Origin of the sequence: Georhizobium sp. MAB10, from assembly GCF_045012825.1 — a bacterium.
Lineage (GTDB): Bacteria > Pseudomonadota > Alphaproteobacteria > Rhizobiales > Rhizobiaceae > Georhizobium > Georhizobium profundi.
This window is the reverse complement of record NZ_CP118314.1, coordinates 2,894,622-2,918,622: the sequence shown is the minus strand read 5'-3', so window position 1 is coordinate 2,918,622 and position 24,001 is coordinate 2,894,622. Positions and strand designations below refer to the sequence as shown.

General features: G+C 62.0%; 21 protein-coding genes and 1 pseudogene. 13 read left to right on the top strand and 9 right to left on the bottom strand.

Annotated elements, in window-relative coordinates; genetic code table 11:
* Positions 1-20: 20 nt before the first annotated feature.
* The 8 genes and pseudogenes from PU133_RS13950 (at position 21) to PU133_RS13915 (ending at position 6,282) form a co-directional block, all read left to right on the top strand.
* The gene (locus tag PU133_RS13950) at positions 21-1,043 is read left to right on the top strand and encodes an ABC transporter substrate-binding protein (protein WP_404862178.1); all 1,023 of its coding nucleotides are present in this window, start codon (positions 21-23) and stop codon (positions 1,041-1,043) included.
* On the top strand, positions 1,040-1,855 hold the full coding sequence (locus tag PU133_RS13945; RefSeq protein WP_404862177.1) for an ABC transporter ATP-binding protein: 816 nt from the start codon (positions 1,040-1,042) through the stop codon (positions 1,853-1,855). The genes PU133_RS13950 and PU133_RS13945 overlap by 4 nt, the downstream gene beginning before the upstream one ends.
* Complete coding sequence (locus PU133_RS13940) at positions 1,852-2,727, top strand: ABC transporter permease (protein ID WP_404862176.1); 876 nt, start codon at positions 1,852-1,854, stop codon at positions 2,725-2,727. Before PU133_RS13945 ends, PU133_RS13940 begins: the two co-directional genes overlap by 4 nt.
* Positions 2,728-2,762: 35 nt before the next feature.
* Positions 2,763-3,491 (top strand): GntR family transcriptional regulator, encoded by a 729-nt coding sequence (locus tag PU133_RS13935; protein ID WP_404862175.1) that lies wholly within the window; start codon positions 2,763-2,765, stop codon positions 3,489-3,491.
* A gap of 125 nt (positions 3,492-3,616) precedes the next feature.
* Positions 3,617-3,934: pseudogene (locus PU133_RS13930) on the top strand (VOC family protein); the annotation flags it as partial.
* Between the two features lie 81 nt (positions 3,935-4,015).
* Entirely contained in the window at positions 4,016-4,588 is a 573-nt protein-coding gene (locus PU133_RS13925) for a CoA-binding protein (protein WP_404864545.1), read from the top strand.
* A gap of 66 nt (positions 4,589-4,654) precedes the next feature.
* Positions 4,655-5,938 carry an O-acetylhomoserine aminocarboxypropyltransferase gene (locus tag PU133_RS13920; RefSeq protein ID WP_404862174.1) on the top strand — a complete coding sequence of 428 codons (1,284 nt, stop codon included), beginning with the start codon at positions 4,655-4,657 and terminating at the stop codon, positions 5,936-5,938.
* Positions 5,938-6,282, top strand: a complete 345-nt coding sequence (locus PU133_RS13915; RefSeq protein ID WP_404862173.1) for a cupin domain-containing protein — start codon at positions 5,938-5,940, stop codon at positions 6,280-6,282. The genes PU133_RS13920 and PU133_RS13915 overlap by 1 nt, the downstream gene beginning before the upstream one ends.
* A 10-nt stretch (positions 6,283-6,292) precedes the next feature.
* On the opposite strand, the gene PU133_RS13910 is transcribed toward PU133_RS13915, so the two are convergent.
* Positions 6,293-7,537 (bottom strand): cytochrome P450, encoded by a 1,245-nt coding sequence (locus tag PU133_RS13910; protein WP_404862172.1) that lies wholly within the window; start codon positions 7,535-7,537, stop codon positions 6,293-6,295.
* A gap of 105 nt (positions 7,538-7,642) precedes the next feature.
* Here PU133_RS13910 and PU133_RS13905 point away from each other — a divergent pair, with 105 nt between their 5' ends.
* From PU133_RS13905 to hupB, 5 genes are all read left to right on the top strand, one after another.
* A complete protein-coding gene (locus PU133_RS13905; protein ID WP_404862171.1) occupies positions 7,643-8,743 on the top strand; it encodes an NAD(P)/FAD-dependent oxidoreductase in 1,101 nt (366 codons plus the stop codon).
* A 138-nt stretch (positions 8,744-8,881) separates the two neighbouring features.
* Positions 8,882-9,514, top strand: a complete 633-nt coding sequence (locus PU133_RS13900) for an ATP-dependent Clp protease proteolytic subunit (RefSeq protein ID WP_126010692.1) — start codon at positions 8,882-8,884, stop codon at positions 9,512-9,514.
* 341 nt (positions 9,515-9,855) lie between these two features.
* Positions 9,856-11,133, top strand: a complete 1,278-nt coding sequence (gene clpX / locus PU133_RS13895; RefSeq protein ID WP_126010691.1) for an ATP-dependent Clp protease ATP-binding subunit ClpX — start codon at positions 9,856-9,858, stop codon at positions 11,131-11,133.
* A 318-nt stretch (positions 11,134-11,451) separates the two neighbouring features.
* Entirely contained in the window at positions 11,452-13,869 is a 2,418-nt protein-coding gene (gene lon, locus PU133_RS13890; protein ID WP_404862170.1) for an endopeptidase La, read from the top strand.
* A gap of 215 nt (positions 13,870-14,084) precedes the next feature.
* A complete protein-coding gene (gene hupB, locus PU133_RS13885) occupies positions 14,085-14,357 on the top strand; it encodes a DNA-binding protein HupB (RefSeq protein WP_126010689.1) in 273 nt (90 codons plus the stop codon).
* 87 nt (positions 14,358-14,444) lie between these two features.
* Here the strand turns inward: hupB and PU133_RS13880 are convergent, their stop codons facing one another.
* From PU133_RS13880 to dgcA, 8 genes are all read right to left on the bottom strand, one after another.
* Complete coding sequence (locus PU133_RS13880; RefSeq protein ID WP_404862169.1) at positions 14,445-16,079, bottom strand: M20/M25/M40 family metallo-hydrolase; 1,635 nt, start codon at positions 16,077-16,079, stop codon at positions 14,445-14,447.
* Positions 16,072-17,106 (bottom strand): class 1 fructose-bisphosphatase, encoded by a 1,035-nt coding sequence (locus PU133_RS13875; protein WP_404862168.1) that lies wholly within the window; start codon positions 17,104-17,106, stop codon positions 16,072-16,074. Before PU133_RS13875 ends, PU133_RS13880 begins: the two co-directional genes overlap by 8 nt.
* 32 nt (positions 17,107-17,138) lie before the next feature.
* A complete protein-coding gene (locus PU133_RS13870) occupies positions 17,139-18,113 on the bottom strand; it encodes a peptide ABC transporter ATP-binding protein (protein WP_126010686.1) in 975 nt (324 codons plus the stop codon).
* Entirely contained in the window at positions 18,110-19,132 is a 1,023-nt protein-coding gene (locus tag PU133_RS13865) for an ABC transporter ATP-binding protein (RefSeq protein WP_126010685.1), read from the bottom strand. Before PU133_RS13865 ends, PU133_RS13870 begins: the two co-directional genes overlap by 4 nt.
* Positions 19,132-20,070: an ABC transporter permease subunit gene (locus PU133_RS13860; RefSeq protein ID WP_404862167.1), complete on the bottom strand. Its 939-nt coding sequence runs from the start codon at positions 20,068-20,070 to the stop codon at positions 19,132-19,134. The genes PU133_RS13865 and PU133_RS13860 overlap by 1 nt, the downstream gene beginning before the upstream one ends.
* Positions 20,071-20,079: 9 nt before the next feature.
* A complete protein-coding gene (locus tag PU133_RS13855; protein WP_404862166.1) occupies positions 20,080-21,084 on the bottom strand; it encodes an ABC transporter permease subunit in 1,005 nt (334 codons plus the stop codon).
* Positions 21,085-21,140: 56 nt separating this feature from the next.
* Positions 21,141-22,736, bottom strand: a complete 1,596-nt coding sequence (locus PU133_RS13850; RefSeq protein ID WP_404862165.1) for an ABC transporter substrate-binding protein — start codon at positions 22,734-22,736, stop codon at positions 21,141-21,143.
* A 280-nt stretch (positions 22,737-23,016) separates the two neighbouring features.
* The gene (gene dgcA, locus PU133_RS13845) at positions 23,017-24,000 is read right to left on the bottom strand and encodes an N-acetyl-D-Glu racemase DgcA (RefSeq protein WP_404862164.1); all 984 of its coding nucleotides are present in this window, start codon (positions 23,998-24,000) and stop codon (positions 23,017-23,019) included.
* Position 24,001: the final 1 nt, after the last annotated feature.

The following is a 24,001-nucleotide window of genomic DNA, read 5'->3' as shown; positions in this document are numbered from 1 at the left end:
ACATCCAAGGGAGGATGGCTATGCATGGATATCGGAATTGGCGGATCGCGTTCGCAGCGTCACTGCTCGTTGCTGCTCCGCTCGGCGTAACGGCGGCGAATGCCCAGGACATGATGCAGCTGACGGTGGCGGTGCCGAACCCGTCCGCAATCAACAACTTCCCGCTCTTCGTTGCGATGGGCGAGGGCTATTTTGCCGAGGAAGGGCTGGAGCTTACGGTCGAAGCTTTGAATGGCTCTGCGGCCGTTCTCCAGGTGATGGCATCCGGCCAGGCGCAGATCGGAAACCCGGGACCTGGCCCGCTGCTCTCGGCCCGTGCACGCGGTGAAGACGTCGTCTTCATCTACAACCAGTATCCGAAATCCATCTTCGGCCTCATGGTGCCGGAAGAATCCGAAGCCCAGGGCCCGGCCGATCTCGACGGAACCACTGTCGGCGTCGGCACGGCTGACGGCGCGGAAGTCGCGTTCACGCGCGGCATTCTGCAGGATGCCGGTCTGAAGGAAGGCGAAAACTACGAATTCCTCACCGTCGGCGATGGCGGCACGGCCGCTGCAGCATTCCTGGGCGAAGAAGTCGACGCCTATGCTGCCGCCGTCAGCGATGCGGCCATCATCGAGTCCCGCGGTATTCCGCTGCGCGAAATCACGCCCGAGGAATATCTCTCCTTCTTCGGCAATGGTTGGGCGGTCACGGGCCAGTTCATCGAAGAGAACCCGGAAGCGGTCGAAGGCTTCGGTCGTGCGCTGGTCAAGGCCACGCGATTTGGTCTCGATCCTGCCAACCGCGAAAAGGTGCTTGAGCACACGACGGCCGGCAATCCCCAGGAAGGCGAGGACACCGAGTTCGCCAACGCGCTGCTCGATGCCGTGATGGAGCGCATCCAGCCGGTCGACGACAGCAATGGCTACGGCTACCAGCCGCCGGAGCACTGGGAAGCCTGGCACCAGAGCCAGCTCGACACGGGCGGTCTTGCCGAACCACTGGAAAATCTCGAGGAAGCCTATAACAACGACTTCGTCGAAGCGTGGAACGCGCAATGACCTTAGCGGCACAAAAAGCCGCGGCAGTGCAGGCCGACCTAAAGGGTCGGCCTGTCTATCAGTTGCGCGGCGTTTCCAAGCACTATGCCCACGGGCATATCAAGGCACTCGATACGATCGACCTGACTTTGCGGGAGGGCACGTTCTCATCCGTAATCGGTCCGTCGGGATGCGGAAAATCCACGCTTCTGAAGATCATGGCGGGTCTCGTCTCGCCGACCAGGGGCAGCGTCGTGCTCGAGGGCAAGCCCGTCACCGGCGCGCGTCGCGACATCGGTATGATGTTCCAGCAGGCGACGCTCTTTCCCTGGCGCACGACGGCGGAAAACATTCTGCTGCCGATCGAGGTGCGCGATGGTCGAGCAGCCGCGAAGGCTGCGCGTGGAGCGGCCGAGGAACTTCTCAATACGGTCGGCCTCAAAGGGTTCGAGAATGTCTATCCGACGCAATTGTCGGGTGGCATGGCGCAGCGCGCCGCGATCTGCCGGATGCTCGTCACCAAGCCGAGCGTGCTGTTGCTCGACGAGCCTTTCAGCGCGCTCGATGAGCTTGCCCGCGATTTCATGAACATCGAGCTTCAGCGCATCTGCCTGGAGCGCAACGCCACCGCGTTTCTGGTCACGCACTCCATCCCGGAAGCCGTCTTCCTTTCGGATATCGTCTACGTCATGTCGTCGCGGCCGGGTCAGTTCGTCGAAACGATCGAGATCGACCTGCCGCGGCCGCGCACCGTGGAGATGCTCGTCGATCCAGCCTTCGGTCAATATGTGAACCGCATCCGCAGCCGTCTGGACAAGGGAGCCTTCGTATGAGCTCGGTATCGACGGATATTCCCATTCACGCCGACGGCGAGACGGTCTTCCCGGAAACTGTCTGGGAGGAAGAGGTCGCCTTCATCGACCGCATCCCGCGTCCGATCGCGATGATCGGCATCCTGGTCGTGTTCATCGCCGTCTGGCAGGGGCTCACCTCCTTCGGCATCGTGTCGCGCATCATTCTGCCGACGCCGTGGGAGACGGCGAAGGACATCGTCTTCGTCGGCAAGAACCTCGCAAGCGGCGGCTACATGCTGCAAGCCTTCTGGATGACGACCAAGGCGGTGCTGATGGGCTTCGTCTATGCTCTGATCTTCGGCTTCTCGCTCGGCATTCTCGTTGGCGAAACCTCCTTCGGCGAACGGGCTGTGCTGCCTTATCTCGTCGCGATCGACACGATGCCGAAGGTCGCTTTCGCGCCGCTGTTCCTGGCATGGCTCGGCTTCGGCATTGCGTCCAAGGTGGCGCTCGCGGCCTTCATTGCGACCTTTCCGATCGTCGTGGCCGTCGCGGCCGGCCTGCACGCGGCCGATGACAATGCCCGTATGCTCTTTCGCACCATGGGCGCGACCCGCTGGCAGACCTTGTTCAAGATGAAGCTGCCGACGGGCCTGCCGCATATCTTCACGGGTCTGAAGATCGCCGCGGTAGGCGTCATGGCCGGCGCGATCACCGCGGAGTTTTTGGGAGGCGGAAACGGCTTCGGCGAATTGATCCGGGTTGCTGCATCGCAGCTTAATACGCCGCGCGTCTTTTCCCTGATCCTCTATCTCAGCCTGCTCGGCTTCGCGCTATTCTGGTCCGTGGTCTGGCTTGAGCGCCGTTTGGTGTTTTGGCATAGCTCCACCGTCTCGGGCATCAACAAATAGGGATGGCGCAGTGAGCGCCATCGGCATCGGAATTCATGACAATCATCGAGGCATTCGATTCGAAATCGTCCGCTGGCGAGGCGCGGCGGGAAAAGACCACGGCCGCGACACTCGTCTATCGGGAATTGCGCCGTGACATTCTTCAAGGCCGCCTGAAGCCGAAGCAAAAGCTGCTGATCGAGGCTTTGGCCGAGCACTATCAGGTCGGCGCCAACCCGGTGCGCGAAGCCCTGAACCGGCTCTCCAGCGAACGGCTCGTCGATCGCGAAGAGCAGCGTGGCTTCTTCGTGCCGCCGCTCTCCCTCAGCCACTTCCGCGAACTGGTGACGACGCGCTGTTGGCTCGAGTCGCGCGCGCTGGAGGAGTCGATCGCCAACCGCACGGACGCGTGGGAAGAGCGCATCGTGGTCGCCTTCCACCGTCTGTCGCGCACACCCTTCAAGGCTCTTCGAGAGGATGGGCAGGCGGAGAACCACGAGTGGGAGGCCCGCCACCGCGTCTTCCACGAAGCCTTGATTTCCAACTGCGGGTCGTCTTGGCTTCTGAAATTCTGCGGCGAGCTCATGGATCAGGTGGAGCGCTACCGCTACATCTCTATGACGACCACCTATCCCCGGCGTGATTCCAACGAGGAACACCGGCTAATCATGGAAGCAACGCTGGATGGCGACGCGCGGACCGCCACGGAAAGGCTGGTGTCGCAGTATCAGCTGACCCTGAAGCTGCTTGAAGAACAGTCGTTCTTTCCGGGTGCAGACGACTGAACCCACCTTCGATTGTCTGTGTGAACCTCGACCTTGCCCGCCAGTTTCGATAGACCTCGCGGAGCCGGCGCCGTTGATGCGCGATCAGCTGGTCGGCGTCGGGGTGAGGGGCGGAGGACATCAGAATGATTTTACCGGAACCGCGTATCTCGCTCATCACGCTCGGCGTGCAGGATCTGAAGCGCGCGACCGCGTTCTACGAAGCGCTTGGCTGGCGCCGCGCTGCACCGTCGCAGCCGAGCGTCACCTTCATCCAGTTGGGGAACATCGTGCTGTCGCTCTTCTCGCGCGAAGAGCTCGCGAAGGATGCCGGGGTCTCCGCGACGGGCGACGGATTTTCAGGCATCACGCTCGCCTACAATGCCCACTCCACCGATGAGGTGGACGCGATCGTCGCGCGGGCGATCGAGTGCGGCGGCACGCTGGTCAAACAGCCCGAAAAGGTCTTTTGGGGCGGCTATTCGGGCTACTTCGCAGATACCGAGGGCCATCTCTGGGAGGTCGCCCACAATCCGTTTTTCGCAATGGACGATGCCGGAAATCTGAAGCTGCCGCTCGTCGACCACGACCGCTATGACGACGCCTACATTGCCGATGCGCTGCGGTCGGTCAAATCGATCGCCATCGTCGGCGCCTCGGCCAACGCTGTTCGGCCGAGCTACTTCGTCGCCAAATACATGATCGACAAGGGGTATACCGTTTTTCCCGTCAATCCAGGCCAGGCGGGGAAGGAAATTCTCGGACGCCCGGTTTCCGCAACGCTCGCCGACCTTCCGCAGCCCGTGGATATGGTCGATATTTTCCGGGCATCGGATGCGGTTCCGGGCGTGACGGACGAGATCTTGGCCATGCCGGTGCTGCCGAAGGTGGTCTGGATGCAGTTGACGGTGCGCGATGATGCATCGGCCGAGCGGCTTGAGAAGGCTGGGATCAAGGTGGTGATGAACCGGTGCCCGAAGATCGAATATGCACGGTTGTCCGGCGAGATCGGCTGGAGCGGCGTCAACAGCCGCCGGATTTCATCGCGCAAGCCGATGATGCGCTCGGGCTACCAGAGTTTCGGGATCGTTGCTCAAAACGATGATTCGGATGATTAGGATTTGACGCTACCGGCTTGGGGGCGCTTGGCCTTTCAAGCCGAGACACAGTGGAGGAGAAAGCTCATGTCGAAGAACGAACCGGGATTTGCCACGCTTGCGATCCATGCGGGCGCGCAGCCAGATCCGACGACCGGGGCGCGGGCGACGCCGATCTACCAAACCACGAGCTTCGTCTTCAACGATGCCGATCACGCAGCATCGCTCTTCGGCCTCCAGGCCTTCGGCAATATCTACACCCGCATCATGAACCCGACGCAGGCGGTGCTCGAGGAGCGCATCGCAGCGCTTGAAGGCGGCACGGCGGCCCTGGCGACGGCGTCCGGCCACGGTGCGCAGTTGCTGGTCTTCCACAACATCATGCGTCCGGGCGACAATTTCCTTGCGGCCAGAAGACTTTACGGCGGCTCGATCAACCAGTTCGGCCACGCCTTCAAGAATTTCGACTGGCAGGTGCGCTGGGCCGACCCGGCCAATCTCTCCTCATTCGAGAGCCAGATCGATGAGCGCACCAAGGCGATCTTCATCGAAAGTCTCGCCAACCCGGGCGGAACCTTCACCGATATTCAGGCGATCGCCGATCTTGCTCACAGGCATGGTTTGCCGCTGATCGTCGACAACACGATGGCTTCGCCTTACCTGCTGCGTCCGCTGGAGCATGGCGCCGACATCGTCGTCCATTCGTTGACGAAATTCATCGGCGGCCACGGCAATTCCATGGGCGGCATCATCGTCGACGGCGGCACCTTCGACTGGTCCGCATCCGGCAAGTACCCGATGCTGTCTGAACCGCGGCCGGAATATAACGGCATCGTGCTGCACGAAACCTTCGGCAATTTCGCCTTTGCCATCGCCGCACGCGTGCTCGGCCTGCGCGATTTCGGCCCGGCGATTTCGCCAATGAACGCGTTCCTGCTGCTCATGGGCGTCGAGACGCTGCCGCTGCGCATGCAGCGCCATTGCGACAATGCACTCGAAGTCGCCCGCTGGCTGAAGGCGCACGATAAGGTGTCGTGGGTGAACTATGCCGGCCTGCCGGACGATCCGAACAACGCGCTTCAGAAGAAATACGCGCCGAAGGGTGCGGGCGCCGTTTTCACCTTCGGCTTGAAAGATGGCTACGAGGCCGGCATCCGCTTCGTCGAGGCGCTGGAGATGTTCTCGCACCTTGCCAATATCGGCGACACGCGCTCGCTCGTCATCCATCCGGCTTCCACGACACACCGCCAGCTGACCGAAGAGCAGCAGATCGCCGCCGGCGCTGGTCCCGACGTCGTGCGCCTGTCGATCGGCATCGAGGATGTCGCCGACATCATCGGCGATCTTTCCCAGGCGCTGGACAAGGCGTGATGGTCAAGGCGCTGCGGGTCGAAACTGCCAACACCGAAGCGGAGGCCAGCGCGCCTCCGCCGGAGCGCATCATTTCCGGTGACCCGCGCTTCACCACCTGGAACATCGAGGACAATGGCAGGGGCCTCTATGCCGGCGTCTGGGAAGCGACGCCGGGCAAATGGGTCATCTCCTACGAGGAGTGGGAGTACTTCCGCGTCATCTCCGGCCTCTCGATCGTGACGGAAGAGGGTGGTGAGCCGGTCCGATACGGTCCGGGCGACGCCGGCATCATCCGCCCCGGCTTTCGCGGCACCTGGGAAGTCGTGGAAACGACCCGCAAGGATTACGTCATCTCCATCTGACGGCGATTTGTCACCAGTGGCAGGCGAGGCGCTCCAGCCCGTGGAAATGATAGCTGTCGCGGTAGCGCGGCGGTTCTGCGAGCGAAAGACCCGGCAGCCGTTCAAAGAGAATCGGCAGCGAAACCTGCATTTCCAGCCGCGCGAGTGGCGCTCCGATGCAGAAATGGATGCCTGCTCCAAATGAGACGTTCGCGCCGTCACTGCGCTCAGCATCAAACAGGTCGGCGTTTTCGAAGCGTCGCGGGTCGCGGTTGGCCGCACCCAGCATCAGCCCGATCCTGTCGCCCTTCTTCAGCGCAATGCCGTCCTCGAGCACCACATCCTGCAGCGCGTAGCGCGTGAACATGTGGAGCGGCGCATCGAAGCGCAGGGCTTCCTCTACGGTCGCGGCCGTGGATCGCTCGTCGGCAAAGAGAACCGCCGGATCGCTGCCTGCCTCCAGGATCGTCTTCACCGCATTGCCGGTCTGGTGCACGGTCGCTTCGTGGCCGGCGTTGAGCAGCAGGATCGCGGTCGAAATCAGTTCGTCCTCGCTCAATCGGCCGCCATCCTGTTCGGCGGCGATCATGTGGCTGATCAGATCATCGCGTGGATCGTTGCGCCGCTCCGTCACCAGGGCGCGCAGATAAGTGGCAAAGCCCCGAGCGGCCGCATTCGCATCGTCTTCGGCGGCGCGGTCGCGGCCGAACATGTACATGCGCACCATGCGGTGCGACCAGTCGAGCAGGTCGGGCACCCGGTCGTCCGGAACCCCGAGCATGCGGGCGATCACAGTGGCGGGAATGATTTCGGCATAGGCCGACAGAAGCTCGGCTTCGCCATTGCCCTCGAACCCGTCGATCAGCTGATGGCAGAGCGCGGCGATCTCCGGTCGCAGACGGTCGACGTGGCGCGAAACGAAGGCCCGGTTGACCAGCGTGCGCAGCCTGGTGTGGACCGGTGGCTCCAGTTCCAGCAGCGAATGCGCTTCGACCGCGTCGAAATCGGCGAGATGGGAGGCCGGCTCCGGCAGGCCAAGTTCGTCGCGCGTTGCCACATGCAATATCTGGCGGCCAAACCGTCGATCTCGTAGCAGTGCGTTCACATCATCGAAGCCGGCGAAGCACCAGAAGCCGTAGTCTTCCCAGAAGAATGCGGGCGCCTGCGCATGCAGCGCGGCATAGACCGGATAGGGATTGGTGAAGAACGCCTGATCACGCGGATCGAGCGACAGGTGCCGCCCATCGAGTGCCAGGAGAGGTGCATATGCGCCCAAACCATATCCTTTCAGCGGGTTTTGCCGTAGTTCGGCAAGCGATAAGCATGGGACTTCGCTTTGTGAAGCCCGCGCGTGCAGCGAGCCTGAGAAGTGAGGCATGAAATGAATATCATCATCGTCGGTGCCGGCATCGCGGGCCTTTCCACCGCCGGGTCCCTCGTCAAGGCCGGTCATCGGGTGACGCTCATCGAGCAGGGCCCGATCCCGAACCCGCTTGCGGCTTCGGGCGACCACCACCGCATCATCCGCCGGGCCTATGGCAAGGCGTCCGGCTATGGGCGCGCCATCACGGAGGCCTACGACGCCTGGGACGAGCTATGGGCAGATCTCGGCGAAAGCCATCTGGATGCCCGAGGCTTCATGTGCATTTCCCGCGAGCCCGGCGACGAGGCAGAAGAGATGCGCGACGGCCTGGCGGATGGCGGCTACCCGTTCGAGGAGCTGGATGCCGCCGAGACCGCGCGCCGCTATCCGTTTCTTGATGCGCAGGCGATCCGCTTCGCATTCACCTCGCCTGAGGGCGGTGCGCTGCACTGCCGGCGGATCGCCTCGGGGCTCGCCACCTGGCTGCGCGCTGCCGGGGCCAAGCTGGAAGAAAACGCCAAAGTTATTGCCGTCGATGCCGAGGCGGGTGCAGTGCTGCTGGAGGATGGCCGCCGTTTCGAGGCCGACCAGGTGGTCGTCACGGCCGGTGCATGGGTCCTGAAGCTCTTTCCGCATCTGGGCGTCGACCTGAAGACCTATCGCACCGCCGTCGTCTATCTCGATCCCCCGGCCGAATTCGCGGAGGCTTGGGAGCGGGCACCAGTCATCCTCGACGTCGGCGGAAAGACGGATGGCTATATCATCCCGCCATCGGGCGACGGTGGTCTTAAGTTCGGCTCGGGGCTGCACAAGAGACCGCACGACGATGCCGATGCGCAACGCGAGCCGGCTGAAGGCGAGGGGGAGACGATCCGCGACCTCTTTGCGCCCCCATTCCTGCGCTTGGACGATTACCGGGTTCGCGAGACCGTAACCTGCGCCTACACCTTCACCGAGGATCAGCGATTCTTTGCCGCCGAATTCGGCCGCTGCGTCGCCGTCTCCGCCTGTTCGGGGCATGGCTACAAATTTGGCGCTGCGGTGGGGCGTCGGGTCGCGCGCTTCGTCAACGACCGGAATTTTGCGGCTCTGCAATCCTGGCTCAGGGCCGATCCTTAAGGTTAAGACGTCGAGCCCCTTTCAATCCATGGGTCTCGTCTTGAAGACAGGCATATCCACACTCTATGTAAGGAATGGCAGGATTACGTGATTCTCGTGGCCGGTTTGGAGCCGCAAGTTTTTTCAAGGACTGATTGCATGACAAGAACGGTTGATACCGCAATGGCGCTGGTGCCGATGGTCGTCGAGCAGACGAACCGCGGCGAACGTTCCTACGACATCTTCTCGCGCCTTCTGAAAGAGCGGATCATCTTCATCACCGGTCCGGTCGAGGACCAGATGGCGACGCTCGTCTGCGCGCAGCTGCTTTTCCTCGAGGCTGAAAACCCGAAGAAGGAAATCGCGCTCTACATCAATTCGCCGGGCGGCGTCGTCACGGCCGGCATGGCGATTTACGACACCATGCAGTTCATCAAGCCGGCGGTTTCGACGCTCTGCGTCGGCCAGGCGGCATCGATGGGCTCGCTTCTTCTGTGCGCCGGCCACAAGGACATGCGCTTTGCAACGCCGAATGCCCGCATCATGGTGCACCAGCCTTCGGGTGGCTTCCAGGGCCAGGCATCGGACATCGAGCGCCACGCCCAGGACATCATCAAGATGAAGCGCCGCCTCAACGAGGTCTACGTCCAGCACACCGGACAAGATTATGACACGATTGAGCGTACGCTGGATCGCGATCACTTCATGACGTCGGAAGAAGCCCGCGATTTCGGCATCGTCGACAAGGTCATCGCGTCGCGCGAGGCCATGGAGCAAGAAGCCGCGAAGTGACGGCCTGGCCCAATTGGGCCGGCGACCCGATCGGGCGGCTGCTGCGCCATGTGGGGCGAAGCAGCCGTTCCAAAGCGGCAAGTGTGACGATCCGGTCTCACCGGGCAACAAAGTCGTAGCGGCTAGCCTGTTCGTAACCGTGCTGGATTGTTGCCGAGGGTCGGCAAATCTGATTTTGTCAACCCTCAGGCTATAGATGTCGCTATAGGACATCAATTGGTGCCGGATACAGGCGACCCCCACCATCCAGGGTCGCCGACGAAGGGCACCCGGGCGGCATGCCCGAACGCAGATTGAACAGGTTTCGGCACCCTTGTCGAAAGTGCTGGAAGGGAATGGATATGAGCAAGGTCAGCGGCGGCAATAGCGGCGACTCCAAGAATACGCTTTATTGCTCTTTCTGCGGCAAGAGCCAGCACGAGGTGCGCAAGCTCATCGCAGGTCCGACCGTTTTCATCTGCGATGAATGCGTCGAACTCTGCATGGACATCATCCGCGAGGAAAACAAATCCTCGATGGTCAAGTCGCGCGACGGCGTGCCCACGCCACAGGACATCATCAAGGTTCTCGACGAGTATGTGATCGGCCAGCAGCAGGCCAAGCGCATCCTCTCGGTCGCCGTGCACAACCACTACAAGCGCCTTGCGCACGCAGCGAAGAATTCCGACGTGGAACTCTCCAAGTCGAACATTCTGCTGGTGGGCCCGACGGGTTGCGGCAAGACCTATCTTGCCCAGACGCTCGCGCGCATAATCGACGTGCCGTTCACCATGGCCGACGCCACCACGCTCACGGAAGCCGGCTATGTGGGCGAAGACGTCGAGAACATCATCTTGAAGCTGCTGCAGTCGGCCGACTACAATGTCGAGCGGGCGCAGCGCGGCATCGTCTACATCGACGAAGTCGACAAGATCTCGCGCAAGTCGGACAATCCCTCGATCACCCGCGACGTATCGGGCGAGGGCGTCCAGCAGGCGCTTCTTAAGATCATGGAAGGCACGGTCGCATCCGTTCCTCCGCAGGGCGGTCGCAAGCATCCCCAGCAGGAATTCCTGCAGGTGGACACGACGAACATCCTCTTCATCTGCGGTGGCGCATTCGCCGGCCTCGACAAGGTGATCTCGGCACGTGGCGAGAAGACGTCGATCGGCTTCGGTGCGACGGTTAAGGCTGCTGAAGATCGCCGCGTCGGCGAAGTGCTGCGCGATCTGGAGCCGGAAGATCTGGTGAAGTTCGGTCTGATCCCGGAATTCATCGGCCGTCTGCCGGTCATCGCGACGCTCGAGGATCTCGACGAGGATGCTCTCATCCAGATCCTGTCGGAGCCCAAGAACGCGCTGGTGAAGCAGTATCAACGCCTGTTCGAGATGGAAGATGTCGACCTGACCTTCCACGAGGATGCACTTCGTGCCATCGCCAAGCGGGCCATCACCCGCAAGACCGGCGCTCGCGGCCTCCGCTCGATCATGGAGAAGATCCTGCTCGACACGATGTTCGAGCTGCCGGCGCTGGAAGGCGTGCGCGAGGTCGTGATCTCAGACGACGTGGTCGATGGTGCCGCGCGCCCGCTTTACATCTACTCCGAGCGCGAAGAGGAAAAGGGCAACGCGACAGCGTGATCCCGACCCCCTATCGGCTCTGAAAGTCTCGGCCGAAAGCCCGCCCCACAGGCGGGCTTTCGTGTTTCTGGAACTTCGGCCTCCGTCCCTTTCGAAGAGCTGTTGATGCTGAGAAATTCGCGACGTTTTGACAATTGCATGACAGCCGCTTTCCGAAGGATGATGATGTGACTCGTGGCCGTGGCGGCCACTTGAAACGCGTACGGGATAACGCCACTTAACTTTCAACGATCGAGGGCTCCAAACCCCCGTTTTCCGCCGATCGGCGGCTCCCGCTAGTGCCGCAAGGCACGCCCCGCGGGCCAGAAAGGAAGATTGATGACCGACAAGACCATGACAGCAGCCGCGGATGCCTATCCCGTCCTCCCGCTGCGCGACATCGTTGTGTTCCCACACATGATCGTGCCGCTCTTCGTGGGCCGTGAAAAATCCATCCGCGCACTGGAAGAGGTCATGGGTGGCGACAAGCAGATCCTGCTTGCAACCCAGACCAACGCCGGCGACGACGATCCGGAACCGTCCGCAATCTACAAGATCGGAACGGTTGCGAACGTCCTGCAACTTTTGAAACTGCCGGACGGCACCGTGAAGGTGCTGGTCGAAGGACGCGCGCGCGCCGAGATCACCGGCTATTCGGACCAGACCGATTATTACGAAGCGACTGCCAAGCCGCTCGACGAGCCGACCGAAGATCCAGTCGAACTCGAGGCACTGGCGCGTTCGGTCGTCACCGAATTCGAAAGCTATGTGAAGCTCAACAAGAAGATCTCGCCGGAAGTCGTCAGCGCGGCCAGCCAGATCGACGATTATTCCAAACTCGCCGATACGGTCGGCTCGCACCTGTCCATCAAGATCAGCGAAAAGCAGGACATGCTGTCCACGCTTTCGGTGAAGAAGCGTCTGGAAATGGCGCTCGGCTTCATGGAGGGCGAGATTTCTGTTCTGCAGGTTGAGAAGCGCATCCGCTCGCGCGTCAAGCGCCAGATGGAGAAGACCCAGCGCGAATATTATCTCAACGAGCAGATGAAGGCGATCCAGAAGGAACTCGGCGACGGCGACGACGAGCGCGACGAGATGGCCGAACTGGTCGAGCGCATCCAGAAGACCAAGCTGTCTAAAGAAGCGCGCGAAAAGGCCGATGCCGAGCTCAAGAAGCTGAAGCAGATGAGCCCGATGTCGGCGGAAGCCACCGTCGTGCGCAACTACCTCGACTGGCTGCTCGGCCTGCCGTGGGGCAAGCGATCCAAGATCAAGACCGACCTCAACAATGCCGAGATGATCCTCGAGACCGATCACTACGGTCTGGACAAGGTCAAGGAACGCATCGTCGAGTATCTCGCCGTCCAGGCGCGGTCCAACAAGATCAAGGGCCCGATCCTCTGCCTCGTCGGCCCTCCCGGCGTCGGCAAGACCTCGCTCGCCCAGTCGATCGCCAAGGCGACCGGCCGCGAATACATCCGTATGGCGCTTGGCGGCGTGCGGGACGAAGCTGAAATCCGCGGCCACCGTCGCACCTATATCGGCTCGATGCCTGGCAAGGTCATCCAGTCGATGAAGAAGGCGAAGAAGGCCAATCCGCTCTTCCTGCTCGACGAAATCGACAAGATGGGCATGGACTTCCGCGGCGATCCGTCATCGGCGCTCCTGGAAGTGCTCGATCCGGAACAGAACTCGACCTTCATGGACCACTATCTTGAGGTCGAATACGACCTCTCGAACGTGATGTTCATCACGACGGCGAACACGCTGAACATCCCTGCGCCCCTGATGGACCGCATGGAGATCATCCGTATCGCCGGCTACACCGAAGACGAGAAACTGGAGATCGCCAAGCGTCACCTTCTGCCGAAGGCGATTCGCGATCATGCCCTTCAGCCGAGCGAGTTCTCCGTGTCGGACGCGGCGCTGATGGAAGTCATCCGCACCTACACCCGTGAAGCAGGTGTCCGCAGTCTGGAACGCGAGCTGATGAAGCTTGCCCGAAAGGCCGTGACGCGGATCCTGAAGGACAAGGACCTGAAGACGATCGAGGTGACGCCGGAAAACGTTTCGGAATTCCTCGGCGTGCCGCGCTATCGCCACGGCGAGATCGACGGCGAAGATCAGGTCGGCGTGGTCACGGGTCTTGCCTGGACCGAGGTCGGCGGCGAGCTGCTGACGATCGAAGGCGTCATGATGCCCGGCAAGGGCAAGATGACGGTGACCGGCAATCTGAAGGACGTGATGAAGGAATCGATTTCCGCGGCGGCATCCTATGTCCGCTCGCGCGCTGTCGATTTCGGCATCGAGCCGCCGCTCTTCGACAAGCGCGACATCCACGTGCACGTGCCGGAAGGCGCAACGCCCAAGGATGGCCCGTCTGCCGGCGTGGCGATGGTGACGGCGATCGTGTCCGTGATGACCGGCATCCCTGTTCGAAAGGATGTCGCCATGACGGGTGAGATCACGTTGCGTGGTCGCGTCCTGCCGATCGGTGGACTGAAGGAAAAGCTTCTCGCGGCGCTTCGCGGCGGCATCAAGAAGGTGCTGATCCCCGAGGAGAACGCCAAGGATCTGCCGGAGATCCCGGACAACGTGAAGAATGGGCTCGAAATCGTGCCCGTATCGCGCCTCGGCGAAGTTCTGGAACATGCGCTGACCCGCGTGCCGGAACCGATCGAGTGGGATGCGGCAACGGCGAGCACCGTCGTCACTCCGGAACTGGCCGACGATCACGGTGCGACCATCGCGCACTGACGCTTAAACGGCCACCTGCAGCGGGCATCGTGTTCACGCTGCGACAAGCAAGTGGAAAACCGGGCCAAGTGCCCGGTTTTTTCGTAGTCATATGCTGAAAACGCTGGAAAACCGGGCTTTTCCGTGCGATTGGCATTCGATTGCCAGGCGTCTGGACTAGGATGCCGAGCCAGTTTCAGTGAAACGTTTCGTACCAATTGGAAAGGGGTGGAAACATGAACAAGAATGAACTCGTCGCTGCCGTCGCCGAGAAGACCGGCATGGCAAAGACCGAGGCGGGCTCCGCTGTTGAGGCCGTCTTCGAAGTCATCACCGGCGAATTGAAGTCGGGTGGCGACGTGCGCCTCATTGGTTTTGGAAATTTTTCGGTATCGCGCCGCGAAGCTTCGAAGGGCCGTAACCCCTCGACTGGCGCTGAAGTGGACATCCCGGCACGCAACGTTCCCAAGTTCTCTGCCGGTAAGGGCCTCAAGGACTCCGTCAACTAAGACGGTCCTCAAGGACAGAAATTCAAAAAGCCCGGGTTTCGCCCGGGCTTTTTTGTTGGAACTGACCTGGAAGCCTATGCTGAGGGTTCAAGCCCGCAGGACATCGTCGATCACGGTTGCCAGGAGATCTGGCAGAACGCGAAACGTGTAATCGCCGTGGGTCCGCTCCAGGAAATGGTGATAGTCGCGGCCCCATGGGCCGATATTCACGGTTGGGATCGGCGGATAGCCTGCATCTTCGGCAAAGCGGATCGAAGACCCCCAGAGCGGCATTTGCTCCCGGATACCCTCGAGGCTTGCCGAGGCGTTGCGCGCAAGGAAGCTGATGTCCGAAATGGCGGGGAAGAACTCGCGGGATTCCACCGACAGCTCTTCCTGCACTGCGATCCTCGCCATCGCGGCCTCGATTATCTTGCGTGTCTGCGCGGCGGCTTCGTCCGATGGCCATGCGATGGCAGGGTAGGGTGTCGATGCGATCCCGATGATCACGGCGGCACCCGGAAGCTGTGCTGCATCCAGCGCGAGTTCCGTCAGCCGGCGTGACCGCTCGGGAAGGTCGAAGCCTGATTGCTCCAGTTCCGCCGCCGCCTGATCGAACTCCGCCTCAAAATTGGGACTGGCGGCTCGGGCGCGTTCGCGCAGTTCGGCAAATGTCAGGATCGAGACGTCGTCCCAGAGCGGGCTTGCGGAAAGCTTGAACGAAGCCGCGCGCTCCTTCATGCGACTGGCAGCACGGGAAACAGCAGCCCCAGCCAAATCGCGCGCCATGGCGATGATGTCTTCCGGGCGCCGGCGGTGCATCAGCACGTTCCAGTAAAGCCAGGCACGTCCCGGCGTCGTGACGTTGTAGACGCTCTTTGCATCCTTGAGCGACAGCGCCGTTGGCGGCGCGGCGACCTCGTCGCCCGTCATCTCGCCCAGCGCCGGCGCGCATTCGAATTCGATCGCGAGCTCCGCCGCAAGATAGGCCGCATTGATGCCGTCGAACGGGTAGCAGGCGTGGGCATCCTTGCCAGCGACGAAAGCGCTCAGCAGCACCTTGCCGATCGTGCCGAAGGTTGCGACCCGGCCGTTTTGACCCGTCTCGGCATCGCAGGTCGCATCGAGATTGAGGGCGACAACGGGCTCAAGGCCGCGTGATTGCAGAAACTCGGGCAGCATGGCCGAGACCGCGCGCATGCCGGCAGAGTTTTCCTCCTCGTCCGGCGTCGCGATCAACAGCAGATTGCCGGTGCGATCGTCGGTTTCTGCAAACTGCTCCAGCACGGCAAGCCCTGCCGCCACGCCGGATTTCATGTCGAGCATGCCGCGACCGGGCACAAATTCGCCGCTCTGGAGATCGGTGAGCGCCTGGGGGTAGCCGCCAGTGGCTTCGAGCCGCGCGATCAGACCTTCCCGCAGTGCATCCGGCGATCCCGCAAGCTCCGACAGGTCGCCATAGTCATCGACAGGCACGACATCGAAATGGCCAGCCAGGATGATGGTCCGACTTCCTGAACCCCGCACGAGCGCCAGCACATTGGCCCGGCCCTTGGGATCGCCCTCGATCGGGGCGAGCGTGAGATCGGCGGGATTGGCTTTGAAGTACAAGTGCTCGGCGATGAGCCCGTGCAACCGGCTGGCAAAGGCCGCTTCGTCAGGTGTGCCGGTGACACTCGGCCAACCGACGAGCGTGTGGGAGAGCGCGCGGGCGCGCTCCGTCAGCCGCTCGCGCTCACGCACGGTCGCGCGTGCTCTCGCTCGCTTCGCGGTGATAGGCGGCGACCGTTTCGACTTCTTCGCGCGAACCCATGATGACGCTGACGCGCTGGTGCAGCTTTTCGGGCTGCACGTCCAGGATGCGCTCGTAGCCGGTGGTCGCCACGCCGCCTGCCTGCTCCATCAGGAAGCCCATCGGGTTCGCCTCGTACATCAGGCGCAGCTTGCCCGGCACGTCCGGCTTCCGCTTGTCCCAGGGATACATGAAGATGCCGCCGCGCTTCAGGATGCGGTGGATGTCGGCGACCATCGAGGCCGTCCAGCGCATGTTGAAGTCCTTGCCGCGCGGGCCGGTCTTGCCGGCAAGGCACTCGTCCACATAGCGCTGCATGGGCGCATCCCAGTGCCGCTGGTTCGACATGTTGATGGCAAACTCGACGCTGGTTTCCGGCACCCGAAGCCGCTCGTCGGACAAGACCCAGGAGCCCATCTCGCGGTCGAGCGTGAACTCGTAGACGCCGGTGCCGACGGTCAGGATCAGAAGGGTCTGCGGCCCGTAGATCGCATACCCGGCAGCAACCTGGCGCGTGCCCGGCTGCAGGAAGTCCTCTTCGCGGATTTCGCGGCCCGATGCGTCGGCCGGTGCCTCGAGCACGGAAAAGATGGTGCCGACCGACAGATCGACGTCGATGTTGCTGGAGCCATCGATCGGATCATAGACCAGCAGATATTCGCCCTTGGGGTAGCGGTTCGGAATGCGATGGATCGTATCCATCTCCTCAGACGCCATGGCGGCGAGATGACCGCCCCATTCATTCGCATCGATCAGAAACTCGTTGGCGAGCACGTCTAGCTTCTTCTGCACCTCGCCCTGAACGTTTTCGCTGTCGAGTGACCCGAGATTGCCGCCAAGCGCACCCTTGTTGATCGTGTGGCTGATCGCCTTGCAGGCGCGCGCGACAATCTCGATCAGGAGGCGCAGCTGTGCCGGAAGCGCTTCTTCCTTCCGCTGCTGCTCAATGAGAAACTGCGTCAGTGTCTTGCGCTTCATGGCTCGGTCCTCCGCTGAAAACTGGCGACGTTCTAGGCTGCGACGCTTTTTTCCATCGACAGCGGGAAGAAGCAAGCGGCATCCCGGCCTTCAACCGGCATCAGTGGTGGCATCTCGCGCCGGCATTTGTCTTCGGCGCGCCAGCAGCGCGGATTGAACGGGCAGCCGGGCGGCGGATTGAGCGGGGAGGGCAATTCGCCCGTCAGCGGAATGCGCTCCTTCTGCCGCTCGGGATCGGCCATCGGCGTCGCCGAGAGCAGGGCCGCCGTATAAGGATGTTGCGGATCGGAGAACACGCGCTCCGCAGTGCCGAATTCCACGGGCTTGCCAAGATACATCACCAGAATGTCGTCGGCGATGTGGCGCACGACCGACAGATCGTGGCTGATGAAAAGGTAAGCGAGGCCAAGCTCGTCCTGCAGATCCATCAGGATGTTCAGCACCTGCGCCTGGATGGAGACGTCGAGCGCAGACACCGGTTCGTCCAGAACCAGGATCTTCGGGTTGAGCATCAGCGCGCGCGCAATGGCGATGCGCTGGCGCTGACCACCGGAGAACATGTGCGGATAGCGCTCGTAATGCTCGGCGCGCAATCCTACACGCGCCAGCATTTCATGTGCCTTGCGGCGGCGTGTCGCTGAATCGTCGCTGGTGTTGATTTTCAGCGGCTCCTCGAGAATCGCTCCGATCTTCTGGCGCGGATTGAGCGAGCCGTAAGGGTTCTGAAAGATGATTTGCACCTTGCGGCGCAATTCTGCAGTTGGCCCGGTGACGGGAATGCCGTCGATCTTGAGCTCGCCCTCGGTCGGCGTCTCGATCATCGTGACGAGGCGGGCAAGCGTCGATTTCCCGCAGCCGGATTCGCCGACGACGGCGAGCGTCTTGCCTGCCTCGAGACTGAATGAAACGCCGTTCAGCGCCTTGACCGTCGCCGGTGAACTGAAGGCGCCGCGCTTGACCTCGTAGTGGCGGTGCAGGTCGGTTCCCTGAAGGACAATCTCACTCAAATCAGTTCCTCCTGCCGTTCTGCCAAGGCTGCTGCAGGCGCCGGATGGCCTTGCGGTACGCCATCGACGAGCGGGTAATTGCACAGCGCGAGCCCGAGTGATGCCGGCTGGCGCTTCACGGTGCGGCGGCAAAGATCGGTCGCAAAGCTGCAGCGCGGCTCGAACAGGCAAGCCGGCGGCCGGTCGTTCGGGCCAGGCACGACCCCCGGGATGGATGGCAAGCGCTTGTTGCCGCGCGCCCGCTCGGGAAGGGCGGCCAGAAGCGCGGCGGTGTAGGGATGATGCGGATCGCGGAAGAGTTCCTTGACCGGCTGCTCCTCCACCTTTTGGCCAGCATACTGCACCTGCACGCGCTCGGCGGTCTCGGCGACCACGCCCATGTCATGCGTGATCAGGATCAGGCCCATGTCGGTCTCTTTCTGAAGCCGCACGAGAAGATCGAGAATCTGAGCCTGGATGGTCACGTCGAGCGCCGTCGTCGGCTCGTCGGCAATCAGAAGCTTCGGATTGCAAGACAGCGCCATGGCGATCATCACGCGCTGGCTCATACCGCCGGAAAGCTGGTGCGGGAAAGCCGAGAGACGTTCCGCAGGAGCCGGGATGCCGACCAGTTCCAGAAGCTCGATAGAGCGCTGCCGCCGCTCCTTGCGGCCGAGCCCAAGGTGCTTGCGCAGCATTTCGCCGATCTGGAAGCCGACGGTGAAGCACGGATTGAGGCTCGACATCGGCTCCTGGAAGATCATGGCGATATCCTTGCCGATGATCCTGCGCCGCTCACGCGCCGACATGCCGATGAGATCGTTGCCTTCGAAGCGCATCACATCCGCTTCGATCTTCGCCGTCCAGGGCAGGAGCCCCATCAGCGCCAGCATCGAGACGGATTTGCCTGAGCCAGACTCGCCGACGATCGAGAGGATCTCGCCGGCGTCGACGGTGAGGCTTACTCCATCCACTGCCTTGAAGGGACCAGAGGACGTGTCGAAGGTGACGGTCAGATTTTCCAGTTCGAGAAGCGGCATCAGGACCTCTTCAGCTTGGGGTCGAGCGCATCGCGCAGGCCGTCGCCCATCAGATTGATGGCGAGCACCGTGATCAGGATGGCAAGACCCGGGAAGGTGACAACCCACCAGGCGCGCAGGATAAACTCGCGGGCTTCCGCCAGCATCGTGCCCCATTCCGGTGTCGGCGGCTGGGCCCCCATGCCGAGAAAGCCGAGCGCTGCGGCGTCGAGGATTGCGTTGGAGAAGGAGAGCGTCGCTTGCACGATCAGCGGCGCCAGGCAATTCGGCAGGATCGTTACGAACATCAGCCGCAGGCGGCTTGCCCCAACGACGCGGGCGGACGTCACATATTCCCGCTCGCTTTCGGCCAGCACCGAAGCGCGCGTCAAACGCACGAAATGGGGTTGAAGCACGAGCGCGATGGCGATCATCGCATTGGTCAGCCCTGGGCCGAGAATGGCGACGAGCACCAGGGCGAGAAGAAGCGACGGGAAGGCGAGGATCACGTCCATGACGCGCATGATCACCGTGTCGATCCAGCCGCGGAAAAAGCCCGCGATCAGGCCGAGCAGCACGCCGCTCGTTACGGATAGGACGACGACGACCACGCCGATGAACAGCGAGAATCGCGCGCCATACATGAGCCTCGAAAGCACATCGCGACCAACGGGATCCGTGCCGAGAATATAAGCACTCCGGCCGCCTTCCTCCCACATGGGCGGAATGAGCAATGCATCGCGGTTTTGGATCGTCGGCGCATGCGGCGCCAGCAGCGGCGCGAACACGGCGATCGCGACGATGATCAGGAAGATCACGAGACCGATGACGGCGCCCTTGTTCTGGCTGAAATAGTACCAGAACTCCGAAAGGCCGGACCGTGGCTTCGTTGCGGTTTCGGGCACTTCCGCCTCGGTCCGTTCGTCGATGGCGGATTTTTCTGCTTCGATATGGGACATGGCCGCTTCCTAGTGCCGGATTCGCGGGTTTATCAGCCCGTAGAGCATGTCGACGAGAAGATTGACGAACATGATGATGATGGCAATCAGCAGGAGACCGCCCTGGACCACGGCGTAGTCGCGCCGGAAGACCGAATCGACCATCCACTTGCCGATGCCGGGCCAGGAGAAGATGGTTTCCGTCAGGATCGCGCCGGCAAGCAGCACACCGACCTGAAGGCCGATCGTGGTGACGACCGGGATCATGGCGTTGCGAAGCGCATGGAGCCCGATGACGCGCCGTGGCGACAGGCCCTTGGAGCGCGCGGTCCGCACATAATCCTCGCCGAGAACCTCCAGCATGGCGGAGCGCGTCTGGCGCGCAATCACGGCAAGCGGAATGGTGGCGAGCACGATCGTCGGCAGGATCAGATGGCTGAGAGCCGAGCGGAAAGCACCGGCTTGTCCCGACAGAAGGCTGTCGATCAACATGAAGCCGGTGACGGGCGGGAAGAAATAGAGAAGCGAGATACGGCCCGAAACCGGTGTCCAGCCGAGCGTTCCGGAGAAAAAGATGATGAGCAGCAGCCCCCACCAGAAGATCGGCATGGAATAGCCGACGAGAGCCGTGCCCATGACGGTCTGGTCGATCCAGGTGCCGCGCTTGACCGCTGCAAGCACGCCAAGCGGGATACCGAGCGCCGTTGCCAGAACGATGGCGCAGAACGCAAGCTCGATCGTGGCCGGAAACAGCGTGAAGAATTCGTCGAGCACCGGCCGGCGCGTCACGATCGAGGTGCCGAGATCGCCCTGCAGGATGCCCATGAGATAGTCGAAATACTGAGCGACCAACGGTCGGTCGAAGCCCATTTCAGCGCTCAGCTGCGCGTAGCGCTCCGCGCTCATGCCGCGCTCGCCGGCAAGCAGCATGATCGGATCGCCGGGCAGCAGGCGGATGAACGCGAACGAGATGATCGAAACCCCGATGAAGGTCGGGATGATCAGCGCCAGTCGTGAGAGAAAGAACCTTAACATGGCAAAAACCGGGAGCGGCTCATCACCGCCCCCGGCTCCCTGTCTTTGAACAGACTTTATTCGGCGATGTCGACGCCGTCGAACGTCATGTCGCCGAGCGGGCTCTGAACGAAGCCGGTGACTTCGCTGCGCATCGGAACGTAGACGACCGAGTGAGCGATCGTTGCCCAGGGAGCTTCCTGCTTGAAGATTTCCTGAGCCTGCGTGTAGAGCTCCGCACGCTCTTCCTGGGTCGGAAGCGTCTTGGCTTCCTGGACGAGCGCATCGAATTCCTCGTTGCACCACTGAGCACGGTTGGCACCGCCGACAGCATCGCAGCCGAGCAGAACGGCCAGGAAGTTGTCCGGATCGCCGTTGTCGCCAGTCCAGCCGAGAAGCACGGCACCATCGCGGTCTTCAGCCGAAGAACGCTCCAGATACTCGCCCCACTCGTAGGACACGATCTCGACGTCGACGCCGATCGCATCGAAGTCGGCCTGCATCAGTTCGGCCATGCGGCGTGCGTTCGGGTTGTACGGACGCGATACGGGCATCGCCCAGATCTTCATGGAAAGATTGGTGACGCCGGCCTCTTCGAGAGCAGCGCGGGCAGCTTCCGGATCGTATTCGTCGTCGACGAGGTTGTCGTTGTAGGACCACATTGTCGGCGGGATCGGTGCCTTGGCGACGGTGCCGGCGCCCTGGTAGACGGCGTCGATGATCGCCTGCTTGTTGATCGCCATGTTCAGCGCGCGGCGCACTTCAGGACGATCGAAGGGCTCCTGCGTCGTGTTGTAGGCGAAGTAGCCGACGTTCAGGCCTTCCTGTTCCATGACGGTCAGGTCGGGGTTCTGCTGCAGGCTCTCGAGGTCTGCCGGGTTCGGGAAGGCCATGATGTGGCACTCGCCCGCGGCCAGACGCTGCTGGCGAACCGAAGCGTCCGTCGTGATCGCGAAGACCAGATCGTCGATCGGCTCTACGCCGGCCCAGTAATCGTCGAAGGACGAATAACGGATGGCGGCATCGGCCTGATAGGCGACGAACTGGAACGGACCGGTGCCGATCGGCGCCTGGTTGAGCTGCTCGGGCGTGCCGGCTGCTTCCAACTGGTCGGCATATTCCTTCGACATGATCGAAGCGAACGGCATCGCGAGGTTTGCGAGGAACGGTGCGTTCGGTGCCGTCAGCGTGAACTTGACCGTCAGATCGTCGACCTTTTCGATCGAAGCGACGAGGTCAGGCATCGACATGGAGTTGTAGTATTCCCACGAAGCGCCCGAAACATAGGCGTTGTAGGAATTTTCCGAATTGCCCTGGCGATCGAACGAGAAGATCACGTCATCGGCGTTCAGGTCGCGGGTGGGCGTGAAGCTGTCGCTGGAATGAAACTTGACGCCTTCACGAAGCTTGAAGGTGTATTCCAAGCCGTCTTCGGAGACTTCATAGCTTTCGGCAAGGCCGGGCTCGGTCTCGGTCGTGCCCTTCTTGAACTCCAAGAGGCGGTTGTAGATCGGGTGCGCGGAAGCGTCGAAGGTCGTGCCGGACGTGTAGAGCGCGGGGTCGAAGCCTTCCGGCGAGCCTTCCGAGCAATAAACGAGCGTCTTGGCCTGCGCAGCCGCTCCGAAGCAGGCCACGAGCATCGTCGTAGCCAAAAGCGTCTTGAGGTGACTCATAATAGCGTTCCCCTGGAACTGGTTTTGAAGGAAGTTTTCTTTTGAACGCCTGAACCGATCCGAATTGGTGGAGAAAACGGCCATCAGGTTGGGTTCTGCTGAGGAGCAAACGTCAATCCGAACCGAATTGCAACGTGAGCCTCTCGCTTTTTTTGACTGGATGATCAAACCGTAAAGACAGCGCAACAAAATTGCGCCGACTGGTTGCCGCAAGATCATTTCGCTCAATATTGCTGCGTCGCACCATGATCGTGCTGTGGACAGGCTCTCCGGCGCAATATTATCCCCAGAGAGCAGGCGGCGCCGCCCAGACCATTGAGCCTTCGTAATGCATTGCATGTTCGCGGTCTTCGGCAAGCAGAAGAGGCCCGTCGAGATCGACAAGCTCGGCCCCTTGCGCCACAAGAAGAGCGGGCGCCATTGCAAGGGATGAACCCACCATACACCCGACCATCAGCGAGAAGCCTTGCGCACGCGCATCCTCGCGCAAACCCAACGCTTCGGTCAGGCCGCCCGTCTTGTCGAGCTTGATGTTCACCATGTCGTATCGCCCTTTAAGCTCGGCGAGCGAGGCGCGGTCGTGGCAGCTTTCGTCGGCACAGACGGGCAGGGGGCGCTCGATTTCGCCGAGCATGGCGTCCTGCCCGGCAGGCAGGGGCTGTTCGACCATCGCCACGCCCAGCTTCAGGAGGTAGGGCGCGATTTCCGAATAGAGCTCCGCCGTCCAACCTTCGTTCGCGTCGACGATGATCGCCGCTTGAGGCGCGCCGGCGCGCACCGCTTCGAGCCGCGCGATGTCGTTCTCGCCGCCGAGCTTCAGCTTGAGCAGGGGCCGAGCAGCATTCTCCTCCGCCTTCCGACGCATCGTTTCAGGCTCGGCCAGCGACAAGGTATAGGCGGTCTGAAGCGCCGTCGGCGCCGACAGCCCCGCCAATTCGTGAACCGGCCGTCCGGCGCGCTTGGCTTCGAGATCCCAGAACGCGCAATCGAGCGCGTTGCGGGCAGCGCCTGCGGGCAGGCGCTCCTGAAGGCTTTGCCGGTCGATGCCTCCTGAGGCGATCGCATCGGCAAGGTGCCGAATTTCCGCAATCACGCCTTCGACGGTCTCGCCATAGCGAGCATAAGGGACGCACTCGCCCCAGCCCATCAGATCGCCATCGGTGAGCTTCACGGTGACGACGCGCGCATGGGTGCGCGAGCCACGGGAAATGGTGAAGACGTCCTTCAGCGCGAAGACATCTTCGGTAACGTCGAGCTTGATCATC

What these genes read in the sequence shown, in the direction of transcription:
- PU133_RS13950 (WP_404862178.1), top strand. Translation starts at nt 21, where the DNA reads ATGCATGGATATCGGAATTGGCGGATCGCGTTCGCAGCGTCACTGCTC.
- PU133_RS13945 (WP_404862177.1), top strand. Translation starts at nt 1,040, where the DNA reads ATGACCTTAGCGGCACAAAAAGCCGCGGCAGTGCAGGCCGACCTAAAG.
- PU133_RS13940 (WP_404862176.1), top strand. Translation starts at nt 1,852, where the DNA reads ATGAGCTCGGTATCGACGGATATTCCCATTCACGCCGACGGCGAGACG.
- PU133_RS13935 (WP_404862175.1), top strand. Translation starts at nt 2,763, where the DNA reads ATGACAATCATCGAGGCATTCGATTCGAAATCGTCCGCTGGCGAGGCG.
- PU133_RS13925 (WP_404864545.1), top strand. Translation starts at nt 4,016, where the DNA reads ATGGACGATGCCGGAAATCTGAAGCTGCCGCTCGTCGACCACGACCGC.
- PU133_RS13920 (WP_404862174.1), top strand. Translation starts at nt 4,655, where the DNA reads ATGTCGAAGAACGAACCGGGATTTGCCACGCTTGCGATCCATGCGGGC.
- PU133_RS13915 (WP_404862173.1), top strand. Translation starts at nt 5,938, where the DNA reads ATGGTCAAGGCGCTGCGGGTCGAAACTGCCAACACCGAAGCGGAGGCC.
- PU133_RS13905 (WP_404862171.1), top strand. Translation starts at nt 7,643, where the DNA reads ATGAATATCATCATCGTCGGTGCCGGCATCGCGGGCCTTTCCACCGCC.
- PU133_RS13900 (WP_126010692.1), top strand. Translation starts at nt 8,882, where the DNA reads ATGACAAGAACGGTTGATACCGCAATGGCGCTGGTGCCGATGGTCGTC.
- clpX (WP_126010691.1), top strand. Translation starts at nt 9,856, where the DNA reads ATGAGCAAGGTCAGCGGCGGCAATAGCGGCGACTCCAAGAATACGCTT.
- lon (WP_404862170.1), top strand. Translation starts at nt 11,452, where the DNA reads ATGACCGACAAGACCATGACAGCAGCCGCGGATGCCTATCCCGTCCTC.
- hupB (WP_126010689.1), top strand. Translation starts at nt 14,085, where the DNA reads ATGAACAAGAATGAACTCGTCGCTGCCGTCGCCGAGAAGACCGGCATG.
- PU133_RS13875 (WP_404862168.1), bottom strand. Translation starts at nt 17,106, where the DNA reads ATGAAGCGCAAGACACTGACGCAGTTTCTCATTGAGCAGCAGCGGAAG.
- PU133_RS13865 (WP_126010685.1), bottom strand. Translation starts at nt 19,132, where the DNA reads ATGCCGCTTCTCGAACTGGAAAATCTGACCGTCACCTTCGACACGTCC.
- PU133_RS13860 (WP_404862167.1), bottom strand. Translation starts at nt 20,070, where the DNA reads ATGTCCCATATCGAAGCAGAAAAATCCGCCATCGACGAACGGACCGAG.
- PU133_RS13855 (WP_404862166.1), bottom strand. Translation starts at nt 21,084, where the DNA reads ATGTTAAGGTTCTTTCTCTCACGACTGGCGCTGATCATCCCGACCTTC.
- PU133_RS13850 (WP_404862165.1), bottom strand. Translation starts at nt 22,736, where the DNA reads ATGAGTCACCTCAAGACGCTTTTGGCTACGACGATGCTCGTGGCCTGC.
- dgcA (WP_404862164.1), bottom strand. Translation starts at nt 24,000, where the DNA reads ATGATCAAGCTCGACGTTACCGAAGATGTCTTCGCGCTGAAGGACGTC.